This window comes from Enterobacter hormaechei subsp. xiangfangensis, from assembly GCF_001729785.1.
Lineage (GTDB): Bacteria > Pseudomonadota > Gammaproteobacteria > Enterobacterales > Enterobacteriaceae > Enterobacter > Enterobacter hormaechei_C.
The window spans coordinates 1635221-1659088 of sequence record NZ_CP017183.1 but is presented as its reverse complement, the minus strand read 5'-3'; the positions used below and the strand labels follow the sequence as shown (position 1 = coordinate 1659088).

The following is a 23868-nucleotide window of genomic DNA, read 5'->3' as shown; positions in this document are numbered from 1 at the left end:
ATTATCCCTCTCGTTTTACAACGATCTCGTTATGGCGAGGCTCCTGTACAAATAAACGTTATCGCTCTGGTGGGTTCGAGAGAACCGGCACAGGGTAAAACAGGCACTGTCGAATCAAGGCTTTGTCAGTATAACTTCCCTTGCGGGATACGGTGTACAGTGCTGAACCCAGGACGTGGGGATCTCCTTTCCGACATGCCCTGTCTTGCTCGCCCCTGAGAGATTTTATTATTCAAAGGGAATTTACTATGTCTTACGCTATTCACAACCAAAACCTGGCTTTCAATGACAGCGCCATCGCGCAATATATGAATACCGATTTTATCGTTATTGATATTTCATTATGCGTGGCTCTGGCACGCGAGCAGTTCTTTGAAAAATTAAAAGATGATGATATTCCGTCGCATATTTTTATCGAAGATAACGGTCGCCTCGCGGGTTTGATCGCCGTACGCAAATTGTTGCAGGCCACCGACACCGTGCAGCCCGTTAAGGGGTTGATGATATCGGATTTTATTCAGCTCAAACCGGAAGATGAGCGGGCGGATGTCGCCGGGCTGCTGGCGCATGCGGGTGCGGATGTAGTGCCGGTGGTGACCCACGGCAAGCTGGTGGGCTGCCTTACCGAGCGTGAAATCGCCCATCTGCTGGAAGATGACGTTACTGAAGATGCCCAGCTTCAGGGGGCGACGCTGCCGCTGGAGAAGCCCTATCTGGAAACCAGCGCCTTTAGCCTGTGGAAGAAACGCTCCGTCTGGCTGCTGCTGCTGTTTGTCGCGGAAGCGTATACCAGCTCGGTGATCCAGCATTTTGAAGAGGCGCTGGAATCCGCAATTGCGCTGGCGTTCTTTATTCCGCTGCTGATTGGCACCGGCGGAAACAGCGGGACGCAGATCACCTCGACGCTGGTGCGCGCCATGGCGCTGGGTGAAGTCCACCTTCGCGATGTGGGTCGTGTGCTGCGCAAAGAGATGAGCACCTCGTTAATGATTGCCGCCACGCTGGGTCTGGCGGGTTGCGTTCGCGCCTGGATGATGGGCATTGGGATGGAAATCACGCTCATCGTCAGCCTGACGCTGGTCTGCATTACGCTGTGGAGCGCTATCGTCTCGTCGGTGATCCCGATGGTACTGAAACGCTGCAAAATCGACCCAGCGGTGGTCTCCGCACCGTTTATCGCCACGTTAATCGACGGCACCGGGCTGATTATCTACTTCAAAATTGCGCAGTATACGCTGGGGCTGGAATAACGAAAAAACCCTGCGATATTGCTATCGCAGGGTTTTCGAATTTGGCGGAAGCGTAGAGATTCGAACTCTAGAACCCTTTCGGGTCGCCGGTTTTCAAGACCGGTGCCTTCAACCGCTCGGCCACGCTTCCAAAGTGAGGCGCACTATAAACATCTCTGAGCATGATGTAAAGCACGAAATTGCATAACGTTACACGTCTTTCGTCGTCCCCTTCCGTCCCGCTGATTTCTTCGTCATCGACTGGTTAAAATGTAAACATTTATTTTTACATTCATAACGTTTATTAGATTCGCGGGTGGTCATTTAGACTCTTTTTCGCACAACACCCATTAACCGTGGATCACTGCGATAAGAGATTAGCCATGACTTTATTTAACGACGATTATGAATTTTTTATTTATCAGTGATAACTATTACCTTTGCCATGGTGTATCAAGCTCCCTGACATCAACCCATTTGATTCGCGATGACGCGGATATTCACGATCTTGATGGGGTCGATCAGGCGATGGATTTTATCATTGCGATTGAACAGGATAAGTTACGCAATAAAACCATTCGGCAGGTCAAAAAAGTTAAGCGTGATTACATTGTCCTGATGCATGAGATAGAAGCCAACCGCGCGGTGAGAATAGATAATATTATCTATTCGTCGATGCATTTTACTGCTCACCCTTTTCAGCAACTGATGCGTTTTTACCGGGCGCTCAGGACACACTCCTTTACGCGACGCGAGTATGACGTGCTGAAGCTGTTTCATTTGGAAAACCATGAGATCGCGAAAAAGCTGCAACTGTCACAAAAAACGACCAGCGCCTACCGCGTGAGGATCATCGAGAAATTAAATATGCGCTCAAAAAACATTCTGGCGATGACCCGTGTAAAATCGGCGATCGTCGATTAAAAGCTGTGACATTTTGCCTTGCCACGGAAAAACCGGGCCGTCACGTTTCGCCCTGAGGGGGTTTGGCTGGCGCGGTATACCAGTTCTCTTTGGCAACCATCACGCTGCCCTCTGGCTGCATAACAAAATTCGGGGACATGATCTGCACGTTAAATTCGTTAAACACATCCTGTATCTGGCTATGCAGTTCATTGCGGGCAACCGCGAGGGACTGATCGGGCAGCAGGCGGACCTGCAATTCGTAAGCGATATACCAGTCCATTAACCCTAACTGGCGCACCAGCGGCGGCTCGGAAAGGTCAAACCCTTTTGCCCGTTTCGCGGCCAGCTCCAGCATGGCATGCACCTGACGCCATGGGGTGTCATAACCGATAGTGACGCTGACCGTCAGATTGAGGCTGCCATCGGGCTGTAGCGCGCTCAGATTGGTGATCTTACCGCTCACCACCACCGCGTTGGGCACGGTAACGACATAATTTTCCCGGGTAATAATTTTGGTCGCCAGCATGCCAATTTCACTGACCTTGCCTTCGTTATCCGCTACCCGAATGACATCGCCTTTACGCAGTGCGCGGGAGTAAATCAGGACCAGACCGCTCATGGCATGGTTCATCACCCCTGCCGAACCCAGCGTTAACATCAGTCCAAAGAAGACGCTAATACCTTTAAACGCCAGCGAGTTTGCACCGGGAAGAAACGGCCAGGCGGCGGAGAGAGCAAATAGCCAGACGGCAACGGAAATGAGCTTACGGGTAGCCCCCACGGTTTCCGGATGTACGCCGGGAAGTTGCAGACGACCAGCCTCCACCTGATTCAGCACCATCTTAAGAAGCTTCAGAATAAAAGCGGTAATGAGGAAAATGATCAGAACAATCGTCAGCCCCGGCAAGGCCGAGACAATCGCCAGGGCGATTTGCTGCACCACGCGAAGCGTCCAGTCTCCCAGCGACGTGCCCCACACCCGCGTCCACGGAAACAGACTGAATGCCCAGCTCAGCCAGACGTAAAAGCCGATCAACCCCAGCAGGAACATCAGCAAGGCGTAAAGCCGAATCTCAATGGCGCCAATGTACCGCCGCCAGCTTTGCGGCACCCGGCTGCGATTCTCCACAATACGCCGACGGTAGACGCGCCGGAACCAGCGCCAGGATCGCCACGCGCCGTAGCAGAGCAGCAACAGCGCCAGCAGGCCAGCGGCAGCTTTTACCGTCGACAGCGCCAGCCAGCCGGAATCGTATTGATCGCGCAGCGCCATTCTCTGTGCTTCCATGCGCGCCAGCACGCGCTGTGCGGCCTGATCGAGGGTAAGATCGTCCCCTTCGTCCAAATCCCCTTCCGTCAGCAGCATCACAGGTTTACCGTTCATCACTATCAGCCGTCCCTGCTGGTTATAGCGGGTCACGGGGACGATGCTGAGCGGCTCACGCACATCCGCCTCGGTAAAATTGCGCAGGGTGTTGCGGATGCGTAAAACGCGCTCTTCCGGCGTGGTCAGGCCAAATTTCGCCTGTAGCATGACGATGGGCTGATGGAAGATATAGACCGTTCGGGCGCGCTCCTGCTCCGTAGGCGCCTGGCGGGGCTCTGCGGCATACGATGAGAAGGCGCTCAGGGCGGCAAAACAGAACGCAAACGCGAGCAGGATCTTTTTCATCCTCACTCCCCCAGGTCAGAAATCTTGTTATTTTTCAGGCAACCCGCGAATGCCAGGTGGGTATGTTGAGAATAGTCCAGCCTTTCGTTTCTGCAACAAGCGACGGTGAGCGTGTTGCTCTCAATCGCAATATATGTATTATGTTATAATATAACAATTTCGGATAGCGTTCTATGTTACTTAAAAAAGGGTTATTTCTGGCTTCACTGCTCTCCATGGCACCTGCCGCTTTCGCCGCAACCACCTGGCCTCTCACGATTGAAAATTGCGGCGTAAAGCAGACCTTTACGCAGGCTCCTCAGCGCGTCGTGACCGTGGGTCAGCATGAAACAGAATTACTGCTCGCACTGGGGCTGGAGAAAACCATCGCCGCGACGTCAGTCTGGTTCGGCACGCTGCCACCCACGCTGGAGGATGCCGGGAAAAACCTCCCCCGGCTTGCGGATAATTCCCCCTCCTTTGAGGCCGTGGTAGGGCAGAAACCTGAACTCGTTCTCGCGCAGTATCACTGGCACATTGGTCCGCAGGGAGAAGTGGGAACCCGTGAACAGTTTGCGTCGCTGGGGATTAATACGTGGATCTCCCCTGCCGACTGCACGGATAAAACGGTAACGGAAACCTCAAACGCAGACGGAGCACGTAGCGCGCCGTTTTCACTGGCGGAAATTACGCGGGAAGTGACAGATCTGGCGACGATTTTTGATGTTTCCGCGCGAGGTGAGCAGCTCAATCGTGCGCTGGCGGAGCGTATTAAAAAGGCCCAGGCGCGCGCCTCCGCGAAACAACTTAGCGTCGTATTCTGGTTCTCCAGCAGCCGTCTGAATGGCGATCCCTGGGTGGCGGGGAATTACGGCGCGCCTGGCTGGATTAGCCGCACGCTGGGGTTGAAGAACATTATTGACTCTCACGACGAATGGCCCGCTGTAACGTGGGAACATATTGCCCGATCGCAGCCGGACGTGATTGTTATCGCCGGGATGTCGCGCAGGCTCTATCCTGCCGATGAGGTTGAGGTAAAAAAAGCGTTCTTGCGCAGTGACCCGGTGACAAAGAACATGCCTGCGGTCAGGAACAACCACATCATCGTGGTGCCAGCGATGTCGTTAAACCCTTCATTGCGTAACGTCGATGCGGTTGAGCTTATCAGCGATCGGCTGGCTTCTTTCCAGGATGAACAATGAGTCATTTCGCTTTTGACCGCCGCCAGCAGGGTTTACTGGCAGCAGGTGCCATGGCGCTGCCGCTGATGCTGGTCTTTGCCGCCAGTATCGGGGATATGCCGGTGTCGTATGCCAGTACCGGGAAAGCGATCCTCAACGGACTGGGTTTGACCTCTTATGCGTTGCCGCAAACGGAGGAAGGTATCGTCTGGCAATATCGCATGAGCCGGGCAGTAATGGCCGCGTGCAACGGCGGCGGCCTGGCGTTGTGCGGGCTGGTGTTACAGTCGATCCTGCGTAACCCTCTGGCTGAGCCTTATCTGCTGGGGATTTCCGCGGGCGCCTCGCTGGGGGCCGTCTGCGTGATGCTTCTCGGCATGGGGGGAAGCGTGATTGGCGTGAGCAGCGGTGCGTTTGTCGGCTCGTGCGCCGCCTTTGCGCTCATCATGGTGATAACAAACGGGATGAGTGAAAGCCCGTCGCGCATTTTGCTGGCTGGCATTGCGGGCACCCAGCTCTTCAACGCCATGACCGCGTACGTCGTCAGCACGTCCGCCAATGCCGAGCAGTCCCGTAGCGTCATGTTCTGGCTGCTGGGAAGTCTGAGCGGCGTGCGCTGGCCTGACGCGCTGCTGGCGCTGGCCGTTACGCTGGCGGGTTTACTGGTGGTATTGCTCTTTTCACGGGCGCTGGACACCTTCACCTTCGGGGATGAGGTCTCCACCACGCTGGGGATCCCGGTTACCGCCGTGCGTATTGTCTTATTGCTGACCTGTGCCATTGTTACCGCAACGCTGGTGAGCGCCACCGGCGCAGTGGGGTTTGTCGGGCTGGTCATTCCCCATGTGACGCGCATGCTATGCGGGCCGGGCCATCGTCGCTCGATCCCGCTGACGTTTCTTATCGGCGCCCACTTTATGATCCTCGCCGATATCGTCTCACGCACGCTGATTGTGCACCAGGTTCTCCCCATCGGGGTGGTGACTGCGCTGGTGGGCGCCCCCGTCTTTGTGGCGTTGCTTTATCAAAACCGAAAGGAGCATCCATGAATATTACTGTGGCCGGGTTAACCGTAACCCGACAAGCGCAGACGGTGCTTAAGAATATCGATCTCGACCTGCCATCCGGGCAGATTATCGGCCTGTTAGGGCCAAACGGCTCGGGCAAGTCGACGCTGCTGCGCTGTCTCGCCGGGCTGTTTCCACGACTCAGCGAACGCGTGGCGCTTAATGGCACAACGCTCGGCATGATGCCGCTGAAAAAACGCGCGCAGCACATGGCGTTTGTCCCGCAACATGCTGAGGTCGACGGAGAACTGACCGTTGAGGACATTGTCAGACTGGGGCGTACGCCCTACCGGAAAACATTCCAGAGAACCTCGCGCGACGATGAGGCTGCGGTTGAGCAGGCGATTGGCCTGATGCAGTTATGCCGCTTACGCCAGCGGCGATGGCACTCTTTGTCTGGCGGAGAGCGCCAGCGAAGCCAGATAGCCCGCGCGCTGGCCCAGCAGCCGCAGGTGCTGTTGCTCGATGAACCGACAAACCACCTGGACATTCAGCACCAGCTGGAGCTGATGCGGCTCGTTTCACAGCTGCCGCTTACGGTGGTTGTTGCACTGCACGATCTCAATCTTGCAGCCAATTATTGCCAGCGTCTGATCCTCCTGAAGGCCGGGCAGATCGCCGCCACGGGCGCGCCCGAAGCGGTTCTGACGCCGGCAAACATTGAGGACACCTGGTGCGTAAAAGCTCAGGTCTGCAAGGCCGACGCCGGGATCACGATAAGCTACAACATGGTGGCATGACGGAAGCCTGGCGCAAAAGCAAAAAACCCCTGCGATATTGCTATCGCAGGGGTTTCGAATTTGGCGGAAGCGTAGAGATTCGAACTCTAGAACCCTTTCGGGTCGCCGGTTTTCAAGACCGGTGCCTTCAACCGCTCGGCCACGCTTCCTAAGTGAGGCGAACTATAAACACCTCACCGCGCGCTGTAAAGAGTACGCGCATTCGTTCGCTTTAAAAATAGCCAAAATGCGTTTAATCGGTTGAATAGACGACAGATTGGCCGTTTTGGCAGCATAATATCCACCGCGGATCGTTAGTGCTTTTTGATGTACATATCTTTGGTGTAGTAGTACCCGAGCTTGTCTGGCGTGAAGCCCCCTACCCACGGTTTCACCAGGTGCGTGCGCACGTAATGATAAACAGGGATCGCCGGGACATCGCGTCCCAGCAGATCTTCTGCCTGCTGGTAGAATTTACCGCGCTCCTCCGCCGTTTTCGATTTCGCCGCGTTCACCAGTGCCCGATCGTAGTCCGGATTGCTGTACTGAGTGGTGTTTTGGCTGTCCCCGGTACGGAAGTTGTTCAGGAAGGTTGCCGCATCGTCGTAATCGGCAATCCAGGCGTAGCGTACCGCGTCAAAGTTATGGGTGTGCATGGTATCAAGCATGGTTTTCCACTCCTGATTTTGCAGCTTCGCCTCCACGCCGAGGTTCTTCTTCCACATTGAGCTGGCGGCAATGGCAATACGCTGGTGCGATTCCGAGGTGTTATAGAGGAGATTAAAGCTGAGCGGATGGCTGTCGTTAAATCCGGCTTCGGCCAGCAGCTTTTTCGCCTCGGCAATGCGTTTATCCATCGGCCAGCTGGCGTAATCCGGATTCTGGAGCTTGACGCCGCCAATATCCGGCTGGCTGATGAGCCATGCCGGGCGCTGACCCTGCCCTAATACTTTATCGGCGATAATGTCTTTATCCAGCGCCAGGTTCAGCGCCTTGCGCACGCGGGCGTCGTTGAACGGCGGCCGGGTGGTGTTGAACTGATAATAATAGGTGGCAAGCTGCGGTGAAACGTCCAGCTCGCTCCCCAGCGTTTTCTTCAGCTGTGCAAACTGGTTGATCGGCACCGTGTAGACAATGTCGATTTCGCCCGCTTTATAGCGGTTGACGTCAGCGGCTTCAGAGGAAATGGGCAGATAGGTCACCTTGTTGATGACGGTATGTTCGTTATCCCAATATTTCGGGTTACGCACCGCGACAATGCGTTCGTTCACCACCCACTGTGACAGTTTATAGGCCCCGCTGCTGACAAAGTGCTCCGGTTTGGTCCACTTATCTCCGAAACGGCCCACCAGGACTTTATCTATTGGCACTAGAGACGGATGAGCCAGCATCGCCAGGAAAGCGGCGTTGGGTTGCGTGAGCGTCACTTCCAGCGTGCTGTCATTGATGGCTTTCACCCCCAGCGACTCGGGCGCTTTTTTGCCTTCTGCGATATCAGTGCCGTTGACGATACGCATACTGCCGGGATAGCTGGCATACGGAGAGGCGGTTTTCGGGTCGACCAGCCGCTGCCAGCTCCAGACAATATCTTCCGCGGTGATGGGGGTTCCATCGCTCCAGGTAATGCCCGGACGCAGATGGAACGTCCAGACGGTGTTGTCTTTATTTTCCCATTTCTCCGCCAGGCGCGGCTGGGTTTCACCTGCCGGAGAGACGCTGACCAGCCCGTCGAATAAATCGCTGATAATATTAAATTCGACATCGCTTTCGACTTTATGCGGGTCGAGCGAGGCGGGCTCAGTGCCGTTGTTCCTGACCAGTTCCTGCTTATCTGCCAGCTGGGTTCCTGCCGGCACGTTAGCCGCCCAGGTTGCCGTGCTGGCGCACAGGACCCCTGCGGTTAACAAAGAGAGCGTAAAGCGCGTGCGTGTTTGTGGTTTCATTTCCTTCGCCTTATTGTCTGTTTTTATGACGATCCGGAAATAACTCTTAGCGGCCTTAGGGAAATAACGCAATATTTTTCAGTGACCTATAAGAGGTTGATCTGAATACACCCTACAAACCGCACTTCATTCTGAGTACAACGGCTTTGCCAGAATAAAAAACCAGCATAATCCCTAAGGGGCTGAGTAAAGATGGGTAAAACCACTTTGCGTCTGCCGCGCCGTTTCCTATTCTTTGCGCTAATTACATCTGTCATAAGAGAGTGACTCATGGATCGTATAATTACTTCTTCATGCGACCGCACATCGCTACTCAGCACCCATAAGGTGCTGCGCAATACCTATTTCATGCTCAGCCTGACGCTGGCGTTTTCGGCCATCACCGCAACGGCCAGCACCGTACTGATGCTGCCTTCTCCAGGCCTGATCCTGACGCTGGTGGGTATGTACGGTCTGATGTTCCTGACCTACAAAACCGCGGATAAACCGGTGGGGATTCTCTCCGCGTTCGCCTTTACCGGCTTCCTGGGCTACATTCTGGGGCCAATCCTGAATGCCTATCTGTCTGCCGGAATGGGCGACGTGATTGGTATGGCGCTGGGCGGTACCGCGCTGGTGTTCTTCTGCTGCTCGGCCTACGTGCTGACCACCCGTAAGGACATGTCCTTCCTTGGCGGTATGCTGATGGCGGGTATCGTGATTGTACTGGTCGGTATGCTGGCGAACATCTTCCTGCAATTGCCTGCGCTGCATCTGGCAATCAGCGCGGTGTTTATCCTGATTTCATCCGGCGCAATCCTGTATGAAACCAGCAACATCATTCACGGCGGTGAGACGAACTATATCCGCGCCACCGTGAGCCTGTATGTGTCGCTGTACAACATTTTTGTCAGCCTGCTGAGCATCCTGGGCTTCGCCAGCCGCGATTAACTCACCGTGCTGTGAACAGGGCCCCGCTTATGCGGGGCTTTGTTTTTTTGGTAGACTGAGGCGGTTTTTGACTAACGCGTGAATGAATATGTTGAGTTTTGAAGGCAAAGAGATCGAAACCGATAACGACGGTTATCTGAAAGAGAGCAGCCAGTGGAGCGAAGCGCTGGCGGAGAAAATTGCGGAAAACGAAGGAATTACCCTCTCCCCGGAACACTGGGAAGTGGTGCGCTTCGTGCGAGAATTTTACCTTGAATTCAACACGTCGCCAGCTATCCGCATGCTGGTCAAAGCCATGGCGAATAAATTTGGCGAAGAGAAAGGCAACAGCCGTTATCTGTATCGCCTGTTTCCGAAAGGCCCGGCTAAACAGGCGACAAAAATCGCCGGCCTGCCAAAGCCGGTAAAATGCATTTAATAGCGAATACTGAAGTCAGCGTATTCCCGGCCGGGTTGATGCGGTTCCGTTAGCACCTTATCAACCCGCGCGCTGCGCGGCCCGCCCGCTTTCAGCCACGCCACCAGCTTCTCAACCCGATCCGCCTCACCGCAGGCCACAACTTCCACGCTGCCATCATCCATGTTACGCGCATACCCCGTCAGCCCGAGCTGAAGGGCTTCGCGCTGGGTGCTGTAGCGGAATCCGACGCCCTGTACAAGGCCATGGACCCAGGCAATGGTGCAAACATTTGACATCATCCTTCTCCTTATCCGACTGGCGCGTTGCATTTCCTCACTGAAGTCGGGAAAATGGCGGCCATTTCATTGGAATCGACAGAATAGCAAATTATGAGTGTACGTTTAGTGTTAGCCAAAGGGCGCGAGAAGTCATTACTGCGCCGTCATCCCTGGGTCTTTTCCGGCGCGGTTGCCCGCATGGAAGGTAAAGCCAGCCTCGGTGAAACCATCGATATTGTTGACCATCAGGGGAAATGGTTAGCACGCGGCGCATACTCGCCTGCATCTCAGATCCGCGCGCGCGTCTGGACGTTCAATAAAGAAGAAGCCATCGATATCGACTTCTTTGTCCGTCGTCTGCAACAGGCGCAGCAGTGGCGCGAGTGGCTGGCAAAGCGTGACGGGCTGGACAGCTATCGTCTGATTGCCGGTGAATCCGACGGGCTACCGGGCGTGACCATTGACCGCTTCGGCAATTTCCTGGTGTTGCAACTGCTGAGCGCCGGGGCGGAATACCAGCGTGCCGCGCTGATTAGCGCCCTGCAAACCCTGTTCCCGGAATGTGCCATTTACGACCGCAGCGACGTGGCGGTACGTAAAAAAGAGGGCATGGAGCTGACGCAGGGCCCGGTCACCGGCGAACTGCCGCCTGCCCTGCTGCCTATCGAGGAGCACGGCATGAAGCTGCTGGTGGACATCCAGGGCGGCCATAAGACCGGTTATTACCTCGACCAGCGTGACAGCCGTCTGGCAACGCGCCAGTACGTTGCCGATAAGCGCGTGCTGAACTGCTTCTCTTATACCGGCGGCTTTGCGGTCTCTGCCCTGATGGGCGGCTGTGCCCAGGTTGTGAGCGTCGACACCTCACAGGAAGCGCTGGATGTGGCGAAACAGAACGTTGAGCTGAACAAGCTGGATCTGAGCAAAGCGGAGTTTGTGCGCGACGACGTGTTCAAACTACTGCGTAAATACCGCGACCAGGGCGAGAAATTTGACGTCATCGTGATGGACCCGCCGAAGTTTGTGGAAAATAAAAGCCAGCTGATGGGCGCCTGCCGTGGCTATAAAGACATCAACATGCTGGCGATCCAGCTGCTGAACCCGGGCGGCGTGCTGCTGACGTTCTCCTGTTCTGGCCTGATGACGACAGATTTATTCCAAAAAATCATCGCCGATGCCGCAATAGATGCGGGTCGTGATGTACAATTTATAGAGCAGTTCCGTCAGGCCGCCGATCACCCGGTGATCGCTACCTACCCGGAAGGGCTGTATCTGAAAGGGTTTGCCTGTCGCGTCATGTAACTTGAAAAGAGAAATATTGCCCGCACATAGTGTGTATGTAATGTTTCCCGGGAGGTGACTATGATTGCCAGCAAATTCGGTATCGGCCAGCAGGTCCGCCACACCTTGCTTGGATATTTGGGTGTGGTCGTGGATATCGACCCGGAGTATTCCCTTGATGAACCGTCAGCAGACGATCTGGCCGTTGACGCAGAGCTTCGCGCCGCGCCCTGGTATCATGTGGTTATGGAGGGCGACGATGGTCAGCCTGTCCATACCTATCTTGCCGAAGCGCAGCTGAGTGGTGAACTACAGGATGAGCATCCGGAACAACCCACTATGGACGAGCTTGCTCAGACCATCCGCAAACAGTTACAGGCACCAAGACTGCGTAACTAAAGGTGTAAAAAAGCCCGTCAAACGGGCTTTTTTTATTTTGCCAGCCCCAGACGGGGAATATCGATTGCCGGACAGCGATCCATCACCACTTTCAGCCCGGCATCGCGTGCCAGCACGGCCGCCTGCTCATTAATCACGCCCAGTTGCATCCACAGCGTTTTCGCGCCAATGGCGATCGCTTCCTGCGCCACGCCCCAGGCCGCTTCTGAATTACGAAAAACGTCCACCATATCCACCTTTTCCGGCACGTCCGCGAGCGTCGCATAACCCTGCTGACCCAGCAGCGTTTTCCCCGCCACCTTCGGCGAGACCGGGATCACGTGATATCCCTGGTCCAGAAGGTATTTCATGACCCGATAGCTTGGGCGATCCGGTTTATCGCTCGCGCCGACCAGCGCGATAGTGCGCGTGGTCGTCAGAATCTCGACAATGTCGTTCTCTTTCATGCTGTTCCTCCTGGTTTTTTTCAAAGTGTACGTCAAAGCGAACATCTCAACCACGCATCCCATACAGAAGTATGAGGGCAAAACGGCAGAATATGTCTATATGTTAGTAAACGTGTTTATCGAAAAATTTTGATACATTCTTACCGGGTAGTTTGTCTACAGGAGTCTGCTATGAAAACCGGCATTGCCTGGGCTGTGGTTGCGTTAATCATGCCGGTTTGTGTTTTCGCAACCACCCTCAGACTCTCAACCGACATTGACCTGCTGGTGCTGGACGGGAAAAAAGTCTCCAGTTCCCTGCTACGGGGCGCAGACAGCATCGAGCTGGATAACGGCCCGCATCAGCTGGTTTTTCGGGTGGAAAAGACCATTCGCTTCGCCGACAACGAACAGCAGGTGTACATTTCGCCTCCGCTGGTGGTCAGCTTTAATACCCAGCGTATCAGCCAGGTCAATTTTCGTCTCCCGCGCCTTGAGACAGAAAAGGAGTCACTGGCATTTGATGCCTCGCCGCGCATTGAACTGGTGGACGGGGATTCCATGCCCATCCCGGTAAAGCTGGATATTCTGGCGCTGACAAAAAGGCCAAAGGGAACTGACTATGAAGCGGACACCGAGACCTACAACAGGGCCAGCAGGCGCGCCTCGCTGCCCCAGTTCGCCACCATGATGGCGGATGACAGTACCCTGCTTTCGGGCGTATCGGAGCTGGATGTACTCCCCCCTCAGTCGCAGACCCTTACTGAGCAACGTCTCAAGTTCTGGTTCCAGAATGCCGATCCGGACACGCGCGCCCGTTTTCTGCAATGGGCAAAACAACAACCTTCGTCGTAAGCCACATTTTTTTGTCCTTTCTCTTGCAGCATCAGTCAGTTCCCGTCATCGTGTAGCGAGGTAACCTCACGGATAAGATTATGGAACTGACAACACGTACACTTCCGGCGCGCAAGCACATTGCTCTGGTTGCGCACGATCACTGTAAACAAATGCTGCTTAACTGGGTTCGTCGCCATCAGCCTCTTTTACAGCATCATGCCCTTTCTGCTACGGGAACAACTGGCAACCTGATCCACCGCGAAACCGGTCTGGAAGTGAATGCCATGCTGAGCGGCCCGATGGGGGGTGACCAGCAGGTAGGCGCTCAGATTTCAGAAGGTAAAATTGACGTTCTGATTTTCTTCTGGGATCCGCTGAACGCGGTTCCGCATGATCCGGACGTTAAAGCGCTGCTGCGTCTGGCGACGGTATGGAACATTCCGGTAGCCACCAATCTTTCAACGGCAGATTTCATCATTGAATCGCCGCAGTTTAACGATCCGGTGGAGATTTTGATCCCGGATTATCAGCGTTATCTTGCGGAGAGACTGAAGTAGTTTTTTGCCCGGTGGCGCTGCGCTTACCGGGCCTACAGAATTTGCCCGGCGCGTTACGGCTTTCTCGCCACCGGCACGTCAATACTCTTCAAAATATCGACAAACACCGACGGCTCCTCTTTGTTGAACAAGAGCCACACGCGATGGCGCGCGCGGGTTATCGCCACGTACAGTAAGCGCCGCTCCTCTGCATCCGGGAAATCTTCCGGAACAGGTAATAACGCCTCTTCCATCACGGATTCCCGCGCCGGCGCCGGGAAACCGTCGCTCCCCTCTTTTAGCCCCACCACAATCACGTAGTCGGCCTGCTGCCCTTTACTGGCATGAATGGTCATGAAATCGAGCTGTAGTTTTGGCCAGCGCGTCGCCGCTTTTTCCAGCGCCGTCGGCTTGAGGTGGTGGTAACGCGCCAGCACCAGAATTCGTTCATCCGGTTTCGCATAGCCGCTCAGTTTATCCAGCAGCGGTTCCAGCTGATCGTCCGCCAGCAGCGTGACGGCCTTTTTATCCCCAGACCTCAGGCTGTTAAGCGGTTTCGACAGCTGATGCGGGTTCTGCTGAATAAAACGGTTGGCTATTTCGCCAATCCGCGCGTTGAAGCGGTAGGTGGTGTCCAGATCGCTGCGATCGCCTTCCCCAAAATAGTGGTGGAAGGCTGTCGTGAGGGATAGTTGCGCCCCGCTGAAACGGTAGATAGCCTGCCAGTCATCGCCCACGGCAAACAGCGACGTGTGTTTATTCTGCGCCCGCAGCGCCGAAAGCAGCGCAGCGCGCTGCGGCGAGATATCCTGAAACTCATCCACCAGAATGTGTTTCCACGGGCTGACGAAGCGCCCTTTCTCCAGAATGATAATGGCCTGATGGATCAGCCCCGAAAAATCGACCGCGTTTTCGTCTTTCAGCGCGGTTTTCCACGCTTTCAGCATCGGCGCCATCAGCTTAACCCGCTTAGAAAACACAGCGCGGATCGCTTCCGGTGCGCTTTCTGTCATCTCCGCCTGAGAGCCGCCGTGCATGCGCATCAGGCTTACCCACCGGTCGAGACGAGAGCCCAGCCGGCGCGCCAGCTTTTCATCCTGCCAGAAGCTGCCCTCCGGCACCTCCCAGTTGAGTTCCTCTTCAAGCCACTGACGCCAGCCTTTCGCCTGCGCCTTTTTTTCACTGCACTGCTGACGCCATGCCTTGATAAACAGCGTCTGGCGAGCCTGAGCGTCGTTCTCCAGCTTGCTGACAACAGGGACTTTTTTGCTGCCCTGTTGAATGATGTGTAAAGCGAGGGAGTGGAACGTGCGCGCCGAGATATCCTGGGTATGCAAACGCGCCTGAATGCGCTCATCCATCTCCTGCGCCGCCTTGCGACCAAAGGCCAGCAGCAAAATCTGGTCGGCAACCGCCTCGCCCGTTGTCAGAAGCCAGCCCGCGCGTGCCACCAGCACCGACGTTTTGCCGCTCCCGGCGCCTGCCAGCACTAAAAGAGACTGCTCGCCATTCACCACGGCGCGCGCCTGGGCAGGATTGAGGGGCGATGATTCCACCGTACTGAAAAAATCGGCATATTGCGTAAGCATCGCCTCAGTCCAGGCCTGGTTATGCGCCAGACGGCTTTTCTCGATATCGTTCAGCCAGGCCTGACACTTCCGCCACGCGTCGCGGCAGTTATCAAATTCCTCAAGCCGCGCCACCGGTAAAGGCAATGCCGTCAGCGCCTGGGCAATTTTTTGCTGAAGCCCGGCGGTTTGCTGGCGCGTCAGCCACTTCTGCTGCGTATTGCTTAGCGCGATATCGTCCAGCACCTGTTGCAGCACCTGTGCGGCTATCACGCTCATCTCCTGGCTCCACTGTTGCCAGCGCGTGTTCAGATGGTAGTGGAAGCGTTGGGTTTCCGCCCACTCGGTCCCGTGAAGCCGCACCACTTTGTCTGCCGGCAAGACGAACTCCAGCTCCCCCCATACCAGCCCTCGTTTACAATGAATGGCCAGTAGCTGATTAAACGGAATAAGATATTCGTGGCGTTCCCCGGAGACTTTCACTCCCGCATTGAGAAGGACAACCTTGTCGTAAGGGTGCTGCGCCAGGCGTTTGCCCATTGAAGTTGCTTTCAGTTCCATATCCTGCCGGATCCACGAGGTCATAATTTGTCAGACAGTTTAACTGCCAGTTTTAAGGTGCTCCAGCCCAAAAAAACGTTACAATCACCGGGCGTTAATCATATCGAAGGAAATGAGGGTTTATGCGTACCGTTCTGAATGTGTTGAATTTTGTCCTTGGCGGTTTTGCCACCACCCTTTCCTGGCTTTTTGCCACCCTGGTGAGCATTGTGCTCATCTTCACCCTTCCGCTGACGCGCTCCTGCTGGGAAATCACCAAACTGTCCCTCGTTCCTTATGGAAATGAAGCCGTGCACGTGGATGAGCTGGAGCCGGAAAGAAAAAATGCCCTGATGAATACCGGCGGCACGCTGCTGAATATTTTATGGCTGATCTTCTTTGGCTGGTGGCTGTGTCTGATGCATATTTTCGCCGGCATCGCCCAGTGCATTACGATTATTGGCATTCCGGTTGGCATCGCTAATTTCAAAATTGCCACCATCGCCCTGTGGCCGGTAGGACGCCGAGTTGTCCCGGTCGAAGTCGCGCAAGCCGCGCGTGAAGCCAACGCCCGTCGTCGTTTTCAGTAATAAGGACTGGCCGCTCTCATGCTAAGCCCCCTGCTTCGTCGCTATACATGGAACAGTAACTGGCTGTATAACGTCAGGATTTTTCTCGCCCTCTGCGGCACCGTCGCTCTGCCGTGGTGGCTGAATGATGTGAAGCTCACCATCCCCCTCACGCTTGGGGTGGTGGCCGGTGCGCTGGCGGATCTCGACGACCGCCTGGCCGGTCGTTTGCGTAATCTGGTCATCACGCTGGTCTGCTTCTTTATTGCTTCCGCCTCCGTTGAGCTGCTTTTCCCGTGGCCCTGGCTGTTTGCCTTAGGGCTGACGGTGTCCACCAGCGGCTTCATTTTGCTCGGCGGCCTCGGGCAACGCTACGCCACTATCGCGTTTGGCGCCCTGCTGATTGCCATTTACACCATGCTGGGCGTCTCTCTTTACGAGCAGTGGTATCAGCAACCGGTCCTGCTGCTGTTGGGCGCTATCTGGTATAACCTGCTGACCTTAACCGGGCATCTTATTTTTCCGGTTCGTGCCTTACAGGACAACATTGCCCGCAGTTACGAACAGCTGGCCCACTATCTGGAGCTGAAATCCCGGCTGTTTGATCCAGATATTGAAGAGGACAGTCAGGCGCCCCTGTACGATCTGGCGCTGGCAAATGGCCAGCTGGTCGCCACGCTGAATCAGACCAAAGCGTCTCTGCTCACCCGTCTGCGCGGCGATCGCGGTCAGCGCGGTACACGGCGCACACTGCACTACTATTTTGTCGCCCAGGATATTCACGAGCGCGCCAGCTCCTCGCATGTGCAGTACGCTGACCTGCGCGAGAAATTCCGCTATAGCGACGTGATGTTCCGTTTCCAGCGCCTGCTGTCGATGCAGTCTCAGGCCTGCCAGCAACTTGCGCGCTCAATACTGCTGCGCACGCCCTATCAGCACGATCCGCGCTTTGAACGCGCATTCAGCCACCTGGATGCAGCGCTCGATCGCGTTCAGGCCAGTGGGACATCACCGGAACAGTTCAAAGCCCTGGGATTCCTGCTCAACAACCTGAGAGCCATTGATGCTCAGCTCGCCACCATTGAGTCTGAACAGGCGATGGCGATGCCGGGCAATGACGCTGACAACCAGCTTGCCGACGACAGTCTCAACGGTTTCAGCGATATGTGGCTGCGCCTGAGCCGTCATTTTACGCCGGAATCCGCCCTCTTTCGCCATGCGGTAAGGATGTCGCTGGTACTGTGCGTCGGCTACGCGTTTATCCAGATAACAGGATTGCACCACGGCTACTGGATCCTGTTGACCAGCCTGTTTGTCTGCCAGCCGAACTATAACGCTACCCGCCATCGGCTCGCGCTGCGTATTGTCGGGACATTAGTCGGGGTCGCCATCGGGCTGCCGGTGCTCTACTTTGTGCCATCCGTAGAAGGGCAACTGATCCTGATTGTGATTACCGGTGTACTGTTCTTCGCTTTCCGCAATGTGCAGTATGCCCACGCCACGATGTTCATCACGCTGCTGGTGCTGCTCTGCTTCAATCTGCTGGGTGAAGGCTTTGAGGTGGCCCTCCCCCGTGTGTTTGACACGCTAATCGGCTGCGCCATCGCCTGGGCGGCGGTGAGTTTTATCTGGCCTGACTGGCGTTTCCGAAATTTACCGCGCGTGTCCGACAGAGCAATGAACGCCAACTGCCGCTACCTGGATGCTATTCTTGAGCAATACCATCAGGGTCGCGATAACCGTCTGGCCTATCGGATTGCCCGTCGCGATGCGCATAACACTGACGCAGAGCTGGCTTCCGTTGTCTCGAATATGTCAACTGAGCCGCGCGCTACGGCAGAAATCCGGGAGACAGCTTTCCGCCTGCTGTGTCTGAACCACACGTTCACCAGCTATATCTCTACCCTTGGCGCCCACCGAGAGAAACTGACGAATCCGGACATCCTGGCGCTGCTGGACGACGCCGTTTGCTACGTTGATGATGCGCTTCATCATCAACCTGCGGATGAGCCACGGGTTCACCAGGCACTGGATGAACTGGTGCAACGTATCGCACACCTTGATCCAGGCACCGACAACAAAGCTCCACTGGTCCTTCAGCAAATTGGCCTGCTTATCGCTTTGCTGCCGGAAATTTGTCGGCTGCGACAGCAGATCGCTACCTGGCGGAATGATGGCCCTGCGACTCAGGCAGCGCATTAAACCACTCCGTAAGCTCCCGGCGAATATCCGCCGGGAGTGCCGCTTCATGTAACCCTTCAATCGCGCCTTCAAGCGCGAACAATACCCGGATACTCAGCGCTTTATTCTTAGAGCGCATTTTCAGCCAGCTCGTCTTCGCCCCCAACTGTCGTAGCGTCTCTTCATTGGTAATGCCCGCCTCCATAAGCAGGACCTCAATCTGAAAGGTCAGGTTCGGCAGATCTTTAAGCCGGTTACGCTGATGGCGCTGGTAGCGCTCTTTCCTGGCGGCATCGAGCGCAAACGAGGAGAGCTGAAGCAGTTTTTCCCTGTTTTGCCACAGACCTTCGTCCACACGGTAGTAATTAAGCAGCACTGGGCGTCCTCGTTTCATCAGGGTCAGAAAAGAGGAAGCGTTTTTTACACAGTATTTTGCACTTTGCTCACAGGCGCGAAGGTACAGCTCGCCGTCAGACACCATCGCGAACACCGCTTCATCCACGGCCAGGGTATAACCGCCAAACAGGGCGCGATGATGAATTTCGCCCAGCGGAGAGAGGTATTCTTGAGATTGATAAATCCGCTCATAAGATATCTTTTTCATGATAATTCCATTAAAAATCATACAGTAACCACGATATTTCTTACTAACGGATCCGTTAGCAGGAAAATAGGCAACTTATTGCCGTTGGGCAAGATGATTTTTTCATGTTCACCAGGAATGGATGAAATTTGCGAGTCGCTTTCCGAAAATGAGGTTGATCTTTATGCATACAGGGGTTACTGTATATCCATACAGTAACTACAGGGCTGGAATGATTATGTACACTTCAGGCTATGCAAATCACTTAACACCTTCTACTTCTGCCGCAGGCAATGCTGCGCAGAATTCTATCGGGCGTGAATCGACAGGGCTTATCAGTGAAGTGGTTTACCGTGAAGACCAGCCGCTGTTGACACAACTCTTACTCCTGCCGCTTTTGCAGCAGCTCGGGCAACAGTCTCGCTGGCAGCTCTGGCTGACGCCACAGCAAAAATTAAGTCGCGAATGGGTTCAGTCGGCTGGGCTGCCGTTAGCGAAGGTGATGCAGATTAATCAACTCTCCCCTTGCGATACGGTCGAGTCGATGGTCCGGGCATTACGTACCGGGAACTATAGCGTCGTGATTGGGTGGTTGCCTGAGGATCTGTCGCAAGAGGAACATTTGCGTCTGACTGAAGCGGCTGAAGAAGGTAACGCGATGGGTTTCATCATGCGGCCAGTTCGTGGAGATTCCTATCGCAGAGGACAACATCCCGGGCTAAAAATTCACTCAAATGTGTACCATTGAGTGATTTTAAGAGTTTTCCTGGAATTTTTTTCGACCGCAGTATGCAAAAAAAGTTCAACGCGCCAAAACTGCGGCAAGGCTTGTCTGACGCGGTTCTCGTTAATTTTACTGCACAAAATTCGTTCAAAAATTGTTAAATATTAGGTATACGGAACTTTTTTTTTCATATGCCTGACGGACTTCACACTTGTAAGTTTTCAGCTACGTTGTAGACTTTACATCGCCAGGGGTGCTCGGCCTAAGCCGAAGATATCGGTAGGTTTATATTTGACCACGCCCCCCGGTGAAGGATTTAACCGTGATTCCTCCGATGGAGATATTCATGGCAAATTTTGGATGATAACGAGGCGCAAAAAATGAAAAAGACAGCTATCGCGATTGCAGTGGCACTGGCTGGCTTCGCTACCGTAGCGCAGGCCGCTCCGAAAGATAATACCTGGTATGCAGGTGGTAAACTGGGCTGGTCTCAGTTCCATGACACCGGTTGGTACAACAGCAGCCTGAACAACGATGGCCCTACTCACGAGAGCCAGCTGGGTGCAGGTGCGTTCGGTGGCTATCAGGTTAACCCGTATGTTGGCTTTGAAATGGGTTACGACTGGTTAGGTCGTATGCCTTACAAAGGCGACAACGTAAATGGCGCTTTCAAAGCTCAAGGCGTACAGCTGACCGCTAAACTGGGTTACCCAGTAACTGACGATCTGGACGTGTACACCCGTCTGGGCGGCATGGTATGGCGTGCAGACTCCAGCAACAGCATCGCTGGTGACGACCACGACACGGGTGTTTCCCCAGTATTCGCTGGTGGCGTTGAGTGGGCAATGACCCGTGACATCGCTACCCGTCTGGAATACCAGTGGGTTAACAACATCGGTGACGGTGCTACCGTTGGCGTTCGTCCAGACAACGGCATGCTGAGCGTTGGTGTTTCTTACCGTTTCGGTCAGCAGGAAGATGCGCCAGTCGTAGCTCCAGCTCCGGCTCCAGCGCCAGAAGTACAGACCAAGCACTTCACTCTGAAGTCTGACGTTCTGTTCAACTTCAACAAAGCTACCCTGAAACCAGAAGGTCAGCAGGCACTGGATCAGCTGTACACCCAGCTGAGCAACCTGGATCCTAAAGACGGTTCTGTAGTGGTTCTGGGCTTCACCGACCGTATCGGTTCTGACGCTTACAACCAGGGTCTGTCTGAGAAACGTGCTCAGTCTGTAGTTGATTACCTGGTATCTAAAGGTATCCCAGCTAACAAGATCTCCCCACGTGGTATGGGCGAATCTAACCCAGTTACCGGTTCTACCTGTGACAACGTGAAACCACGCGCTGCACTGATCGACTGCCTGGCACCAGATCGTCGCGTAGAGATCGAAGTTAAAGGTATCAAAGACGTTGTAACTCAGCCTGCGGCATAAGTTATCGTCTTATAAAAAAACCCCGCCATGCGGGGTTTTTTATTATCTGAAGAAAAGCAAAACGCTTATTTTTTACCTAACAGTGCCTGTAGATCGTTCTTCAGCGTCGACATCTGGCTGGCATACTTCTCTTTGTGCTCGGCATCTTCAATCAGCTGCACCACCGTTTCCGACAGGGTTTTCCCGCGCCGTTGCGCAAGCCCGGCCAGACGCTGCCAGACCATAAACTCCAGGTCGATGGATTTCTTACGGGTGTGCTGATGCTCGGCATTGAAATGCCGTTTACGACGAGCACGGATAGTTTGCTTCATCCGGTTTAACAGGGCCGGATTAATGTGTTTCTCAATCCAGCCGTTGACCAGTACCGGTTCGTTTTCGAGGGTCAGCAACATATCCACAGCTTCTTGCGCCGCGCTGGCTTCGATGTAGCAGGTGATCAGCTCCCCTTCACGGTGCTTTTTGACCAGGTACTTCCATTTCCAGCCGCTTTCGAGGTTTTCCAGTTGTTGATATTTCATTGCGATCTCAGTGTTACCGTGTAACTCTGTTCAGAATATCAGTTTTTTGGCAATCTGCTGAAAAGAAATCATATCCTGTGAAACGCCGCAGGCGATCCGCATGACGAAAACCCGAATCCTGATTGGGCAGAGTGCGCCGCTTACGGTATACTCCACGGTTTTACTTCTGACTAAAAAACATCAACTTTGACCATTACGAAACTTGCATGGCGTGACCTGGTTCCGGATACCGAGAGCTATCAGGAGCTGTTTGCACAGCCAGACCTCACAAAAGAACACGAATTCATACTTAGCGATACACAACCGCGTTTGCATTACGCGCTGGAGCAGATGTCATCCCTATGGGCTACATCTCCTTTCATGCTGCTCAAAGCCCCGGAAGAAGCCGAGTATCTGACGCTTCTCGGTGATGCCATGCGCCAGTTGCAGCCAAAAACGAATGCCGTTTTTGGTGGCCAGTATCATATTGCCGGACGTGACGTGACGTACGAACCTGCCACGCAGGCAGACGGACAGTTCGCTGCAAAAGGCGAGGTGATCACCGCCAACTGGGTGGAAGCAGAACAGCTGTTCGGCTGCCTTCGTCAGTTCAATGGCGATGTGTCACTGCAACCGGGGCTGGTACACCGCGCGAATGGCGGCGTGTTGCTCATCTCCCTTCGCACCCTGCTTGCGCAGCCTCTGCTGTGGATGCGCCTGAAAACGGTGGTGACGCAGCAACGTTTTGACTGGGTAGGCTACGACGATTCGCGTCCGCTGCCTGTATCCATTCCGTCTATGCCGCTGTCGCTGACCGTCGTGCTGACGGGCGACCGTGAATCTCTGGCTGATTTCCAGGAAATGGAGCCAGAACTCGCGGAGCAGGCTGTCTATAGCGAATTTGAAGACAATATTCAGATCGCCGATGCCGATGACATGGCGCAGTGGTGTCAGTGGGTTATGGCCGTGGCGGAACGTTTCGCACTGCCCTCGCCTGCCGAGGATGCGTGGCCGGGCTTAATCCGCGAGGCCGTACGCTACACTGGCGATCAGGAAACCCTGCCGCTCTGCCCGCTCTGGATCGGTAAACAGCTGCGTGAAGTGGGGGCTATCAGCGGTAACGGTCCGTTTACCGGTGAGCAGCTTAGCCAGATGCTGGCCCAGCGTGAATGGCGTGAAGGTTATCTTGCTGACCGTATGCAGGATGAAATTCTGCTGGAACAGATTCTGGTGGAGACCGAAGGCGAACGTATCGGGCAAATCAACGCCTTGTCCGTCATCGAGTTCCCCGGACACCCGCGCGCCTTTGGTGAGCCTTCCCGTATCAGCTGTGTCGTACACATTGGTGACGGCGAATTTACCGATATCGAACGCAAGGCCGAACTGGGCGGAAACATTCATGCCAAAGGCATGATGATCATGCAGGCGTTCCTGATGTCTGAACTTCAGCTCGAGCAGCAGATCCCCTTCTCTGCCTCGTTGACCTTTGAACAGTCCTACAGCGAAGTCGACGGCGACAGCGCCTCGATGGCGGAGCTGTGCGCCGTGATCAGCGCGCTTGCAGACGTGCCGATTAACCAGAATATTGCGATTACCGGGTCCGTGGATCAGTTTGGCCGTGCCCAACCGGTGGGCGGACTGAATGAGAAAATCGAAGGCTTCTTCGCTATCTGCCAGCAGCGCGGTTTAAACGGCAAACAGGGCGTGATTATTCCGGCGCCAAACGCTCGCCATTTGAGCCTGAGCCAGGCGATTCTGGATGCGGTAGAGCAGGAACAATTCACCGTCTGGGCCATCGAAGGGGTTGAGGATGCACTACCCTTACTGACAAACCTGGTCTGGGACGGCGAAGGCCAGACAACCCTGATGCAGACCATTCAGGAACGTATAGCTCAGGCGACACAGCAGGATGCTCGTCATCGTTATCCGTGGCCGTTACGCTGGTTAAGTTGGTTTAGTGCGAACTGATCGGACTTGTTCAGCGTACACGT

General features: G+C 54.7%; 23 protein-coding genes, 2 tRNA genes and 1 riboswitch. Of the genes, 16 read left to right on the top strand and 9 right to left on the bottom strand.

The annotated features are described in order from the left end of the window. Positions 1-18: 18 nt before the first annotated feature. A riboswitch (M-box (ykoK) riboswitch) is annotated at positions 19-188 on the top strand. A gap of 60 nt (positions 189-248) precedes the next feature. Then, entirely contained in the window at positions 249-1250 is a 1002-nt protein-coding gene (locus BFV63_RS07760) for a magnesium transporter (RefSeq protein ID WP_003858115.1), read from the top strand. A gap of 42 nt (positions 1251-1292) precedes the next feature. Here BFV63_RS07760 and BFV63_RS07755 read toward each other — a convergent pair. Then, positions 1293-1380 (bottom strand) — tRNA-Ser (locus tag BFV63_RS07755). 254 nt (positions 1381-1634) lie between these two features. Between BFV63_RS07755 and BFV63_RS07750 the strand changes: the two genes are divergently transcribed. Next, entirely contained in the window at positions 1635-2153 is a 519-nt protein-coding gene (locus BFV63_RS07750; protein WP_048241054.1) for a LuxR C-terminal-related transcriptional regulator, read from the top strand. Positions 2154-2193: 40 nt separating this feature from the next. Here the strand turns inward: BFV63_RS07750 and BFV63_RS07745 are convergent, their stop codons facing one another. After that, on the bottom strand, positions 2194-3807 hold the full coding sequence (locus tag BFV63_RS07745) for a mechanosensitive ion channel family protein (protein WP_048241055.1): 1614 nt from the start codon (positions 3805-3807) through the stop codon (positions 2194-2196). 173 nt (positions 3808-3980) lie between these two features. Here BFV63_RS07745 and BFV63_RS07740 point away from each other — a divergent pair, with 173 nt between their 5' ends. The 3 genes from BFV63_RS07740 to BFV63_RS07730 are packed head-to-tail and all read left to right on the top strand — an operon-like array spanning position 3981 to position 6774. Next, the gene (locus BFV63_RS07740) at positions 3981-4988 is read left to right on the top strand and encodes an ABC transporter substrate-binding protein (RefSeq protein ID WP_022650752.1); all 1008 of its coding nucleotides are present in this window, start codon (positions 3981-3983) and stop codon (positions 4986-4988) included. Next, complete coding sequence (locus BFV63_RS07735; RefSeq protein WP_032608974.1) at positions 4985-6016, top strand: FecCD family ABC transporter permease; 1032 nt, start codon at positions 4985-4987, stop codon at positions 6014-6016. Before BFV63_RS07740 ends, BFV63_RS07735 begins: the two co-directional genes overlap by 4 nt. Further along, positions 6013-6774: an ABC transporter ATP-binding protein gene (locus tag BFV63_RS07730; protein ID WP_023324419.1), complete on the top strand. Its 762-nt coding sequence runs from the start codon at positions 6013-6015 to the stop codon at positions 6772-6774. The genes BFV63_RS07735 and BFV63_RS07730 overlap by 4 nt, the downstream gene beginning before the upstream one ends. A gap of 61 nt (positions 6775-6835) precedes the next feature. Here the strand turns inward: BFV63_RS07730 and BFV63_RS07725 are convergent. Beyond that, positions 6836-6923 (bottom strand) — tRNA-Ser (locus BFV63_RS07725). Positions 6924-7067: 144 nt separating this feature from the next. After that, positions 7068-8696 (bottom strand): ABC transporter substrate-binding protein, encoded by a 1629-nt coding sequence (locus tag BFV63_RS07720; protein ID WP_048241059.1) that lies wholly within the window; start codon positions 8694-8696, stop codon positions 7068-7070. 270 nt (positions 8697-8966) lie between these two features. On the opposite strand from BFV63_RS07720, the gene yccA reads away from it, so the two are divergent. Further along, positions 8967-9626: an FtsH protease modulator YccA gene (gene yccA / locus BFV63_RS07715; RefSeq protein ID WP_048241061.1), complete on the top strand. Its 660-nt coding sequence runs from the start codon at positions 8967-8969 to the stop codon at positions 9624-9626. Positions 9627-9714: 88 nt separating this feature from the next. Continuing rightward, a complete protein-coding gene (tusE, locus tag BFV63_RS07710) occupies positions 9715-10044 on the top strand; it encodes a sulfurtransferase TusE (protein ID WP_003858129.1) in 330 nt (109 codons plus the stop codon). On the opposite strand, the gene yccX is transcribed toward tusE, so the two are convergent. Then, positions 10041-10322: an acylphosphatase gene (gene yccX, locus BFV63_RS07705; RefSeq protein WP_003858131.1), complete on the bottom strand. Its 282-nt coding sequence runs from the start codon at positions 10320-10322 to the stop codon at positions 10041-10043. The two genes, tusE and yccX, sit on opposite strands and share 4 nt — an antisense overlap. A 93-nt stretch (positions 10323-10415) precedes the next feature. On the opposite strand from yccX, the gene rlmI reads away from it, so the two are divergent. Both rlmI and hspQ read left to right on the top strand, forming a co-directional pair. Continuing rightward, entirely contained in the window at positions 10416-11606 is a 1191-nt protein-coding gene (gene rlmI / locus BFV63_RS07700; RefSeq protein WP_022650747.1) for a 23S rRNA (cytosine(1962)-C(5))-methyltransferase RlmI, read from the top strand. A gap of 60 nt (positions 11607-11666) precedes the next feature. Further along, complete coding sequence (hspQ, locus tag BFV63_RS07695; RefSeq protein WP_003858136.1) at positions 11667-11984, top strand: heat shock protein HspQ; 318 nt, start codon at positions 11667-11669, stop codon at positions 11982-11984. Positions 11985-12016: 32 nt separating this feature from the next. Here hspQ and BFV63_RS07690 read toward each other — a convergent pair whose 3' ends face one another. After that, positions 12017-12430: a CoA-binding protein gene (locus BFV63_RS07690; RefSeq protein WP_003858138.1), complete on the bottom strand. Its 414-nt coding sequence runs from the start codon at positions 12428-12430 to the stop codon at positions 12017-12019. Between the two features lie 171 nt (positions 12431-12601). Here BFV63_RS07690 and csgI point away from each other — a divergent pair, with 171 nt between their 5' ends. Together csgI and mgsA are read left to right on the top strand one after the other, a co-directional pair. Next, positions 12602-13264: a curli synthesis inhibitor gene (csgI, locus tag BFV63_RS07685; protein WP_048241063.1), complete on the top strand. Its 663-nt coding sequence runs from the start codon at positions 12602-12604 to the stop codon at positions 13262-13264. Positions 13265-13344: 80 nt separating this feature from the next. Next, positions 13345-13803 carry a methylglyoxal synthase gene (gene mgsA, locus BFV63_RS07680; protein ID WP_003858146.1) on the top strand — a complete coding sequence of 153 codons (459 nt, stop codon included), beginning with the start codon at positions 13345-13347 and terminating at the stop codon, positions 13801-13803. Between the two features lie 53 nt (positions 13804-13856). Here the strand turns inward: mgsA and helD are convergent, their stop codons facing one another. Further along, positions 13857-15911, bottom strand: coding sequence for a DNA helicase IV (gene helD, locus BFV63_RS07675; protein WP_032608969.1), 2055 nt, complete (start codon positions 15909-15911; stop codon positions 13857-13859). Between the two features lie 122 nt (positions 15912-16033). Here helD and BFV63_RS07670 point away from each other — a divergent pair, with 122 nt between their 5' ends. Then, complete coding sequence (locus BFV63_RS07670) at positions 16034-16480, top strand: YccF domain-containing protein (protein WP_003858149.1); 447 nt, start codon at positions 16034-16036, stop codon at positions 16478-16480. A gap of 18 nt (positions 16481-16498) precedes the next feature. Further along, positions 16499-18661, top strand: a complete 2163-nt coding sequence (gene yccS / locus BFV63_RS07665; protein ID WP_045894111.1) for a YccS family putative transporter — start codon at positions 16499-16501, stop codon at positions 18659-18661. Here the strand turns inward: yccS and BFV63_RS07660 are convergent. After that, positions 18618-19244, bottom strand: a complete 627-nt coding sequence (locus tag BFV63_RS07660) for a TfoX/Sxy family DNA transformation protein (RefSeq protein ID WP_023315767.1) — start codon at positions 19242-19244, stop codon at positions 18618-18620. The genes yccS and BFV63_RS07660 overlap by 44 nt on opposite strands. A gap of 217 nt (positions 19245-19461) precedes the next feature. Here BFV63_RS07660 and sulA point away from each other — a divergent pair, with 217 nt between their 5' ends. Further along, positions 19462-19971, top strand: a complete 510-nt coding sequence (gene sulA / locus BFV63_RS07655) for an SOS-induced cell division inhibitor SulA (protein ID WP_032610196.1) — start codon at positions 19462-19464, stop codon at positions 19969-19971. Positions 19972-20327: 356 nt separating this feature from the next. Then, a complete protein-coding gene (gene ompA, locus BFV63_RS07650; RefSeq protein WP_017694761.1) occupies positions 20328-21380 on the top strand; it encodes a porin OmpA in 1053 nt (350 codons plus the stop codon). A gap of 65 nt (positions 21381-21445) precedes the next feature. Here the strand turns inward: ompA and matP are convergent, their stop codons facing one another. After that, entirely contained in the window at positions 21446-21898 is a 453-nt protein-coding gene (matP, locus tag BFV63_RS07645) for a macrodomain Ter protein MatP (protein ID WP_003858158.1), read from the bottom strand. A 186-nt stretch (positions 21899-22084) separates the two neighbouring features. Here matP and BFV63_RS07640 point away from each other — a divergent pair, with 186 nt between their 5' ends. Beyond that, the gene (locus BFV63_RS07640; RefSeq protein WP_069597473.1) at positions 22085-23845 is read left to right on the top strand and encodes an AAA family ATPase; all 1761 of its coding nucleotides are present in this window, start codon (positions 22085-22087) and stop codon (positions 23843-23845) included. Positions 23846-23868 lie beyond the last annotated feature (23 nt).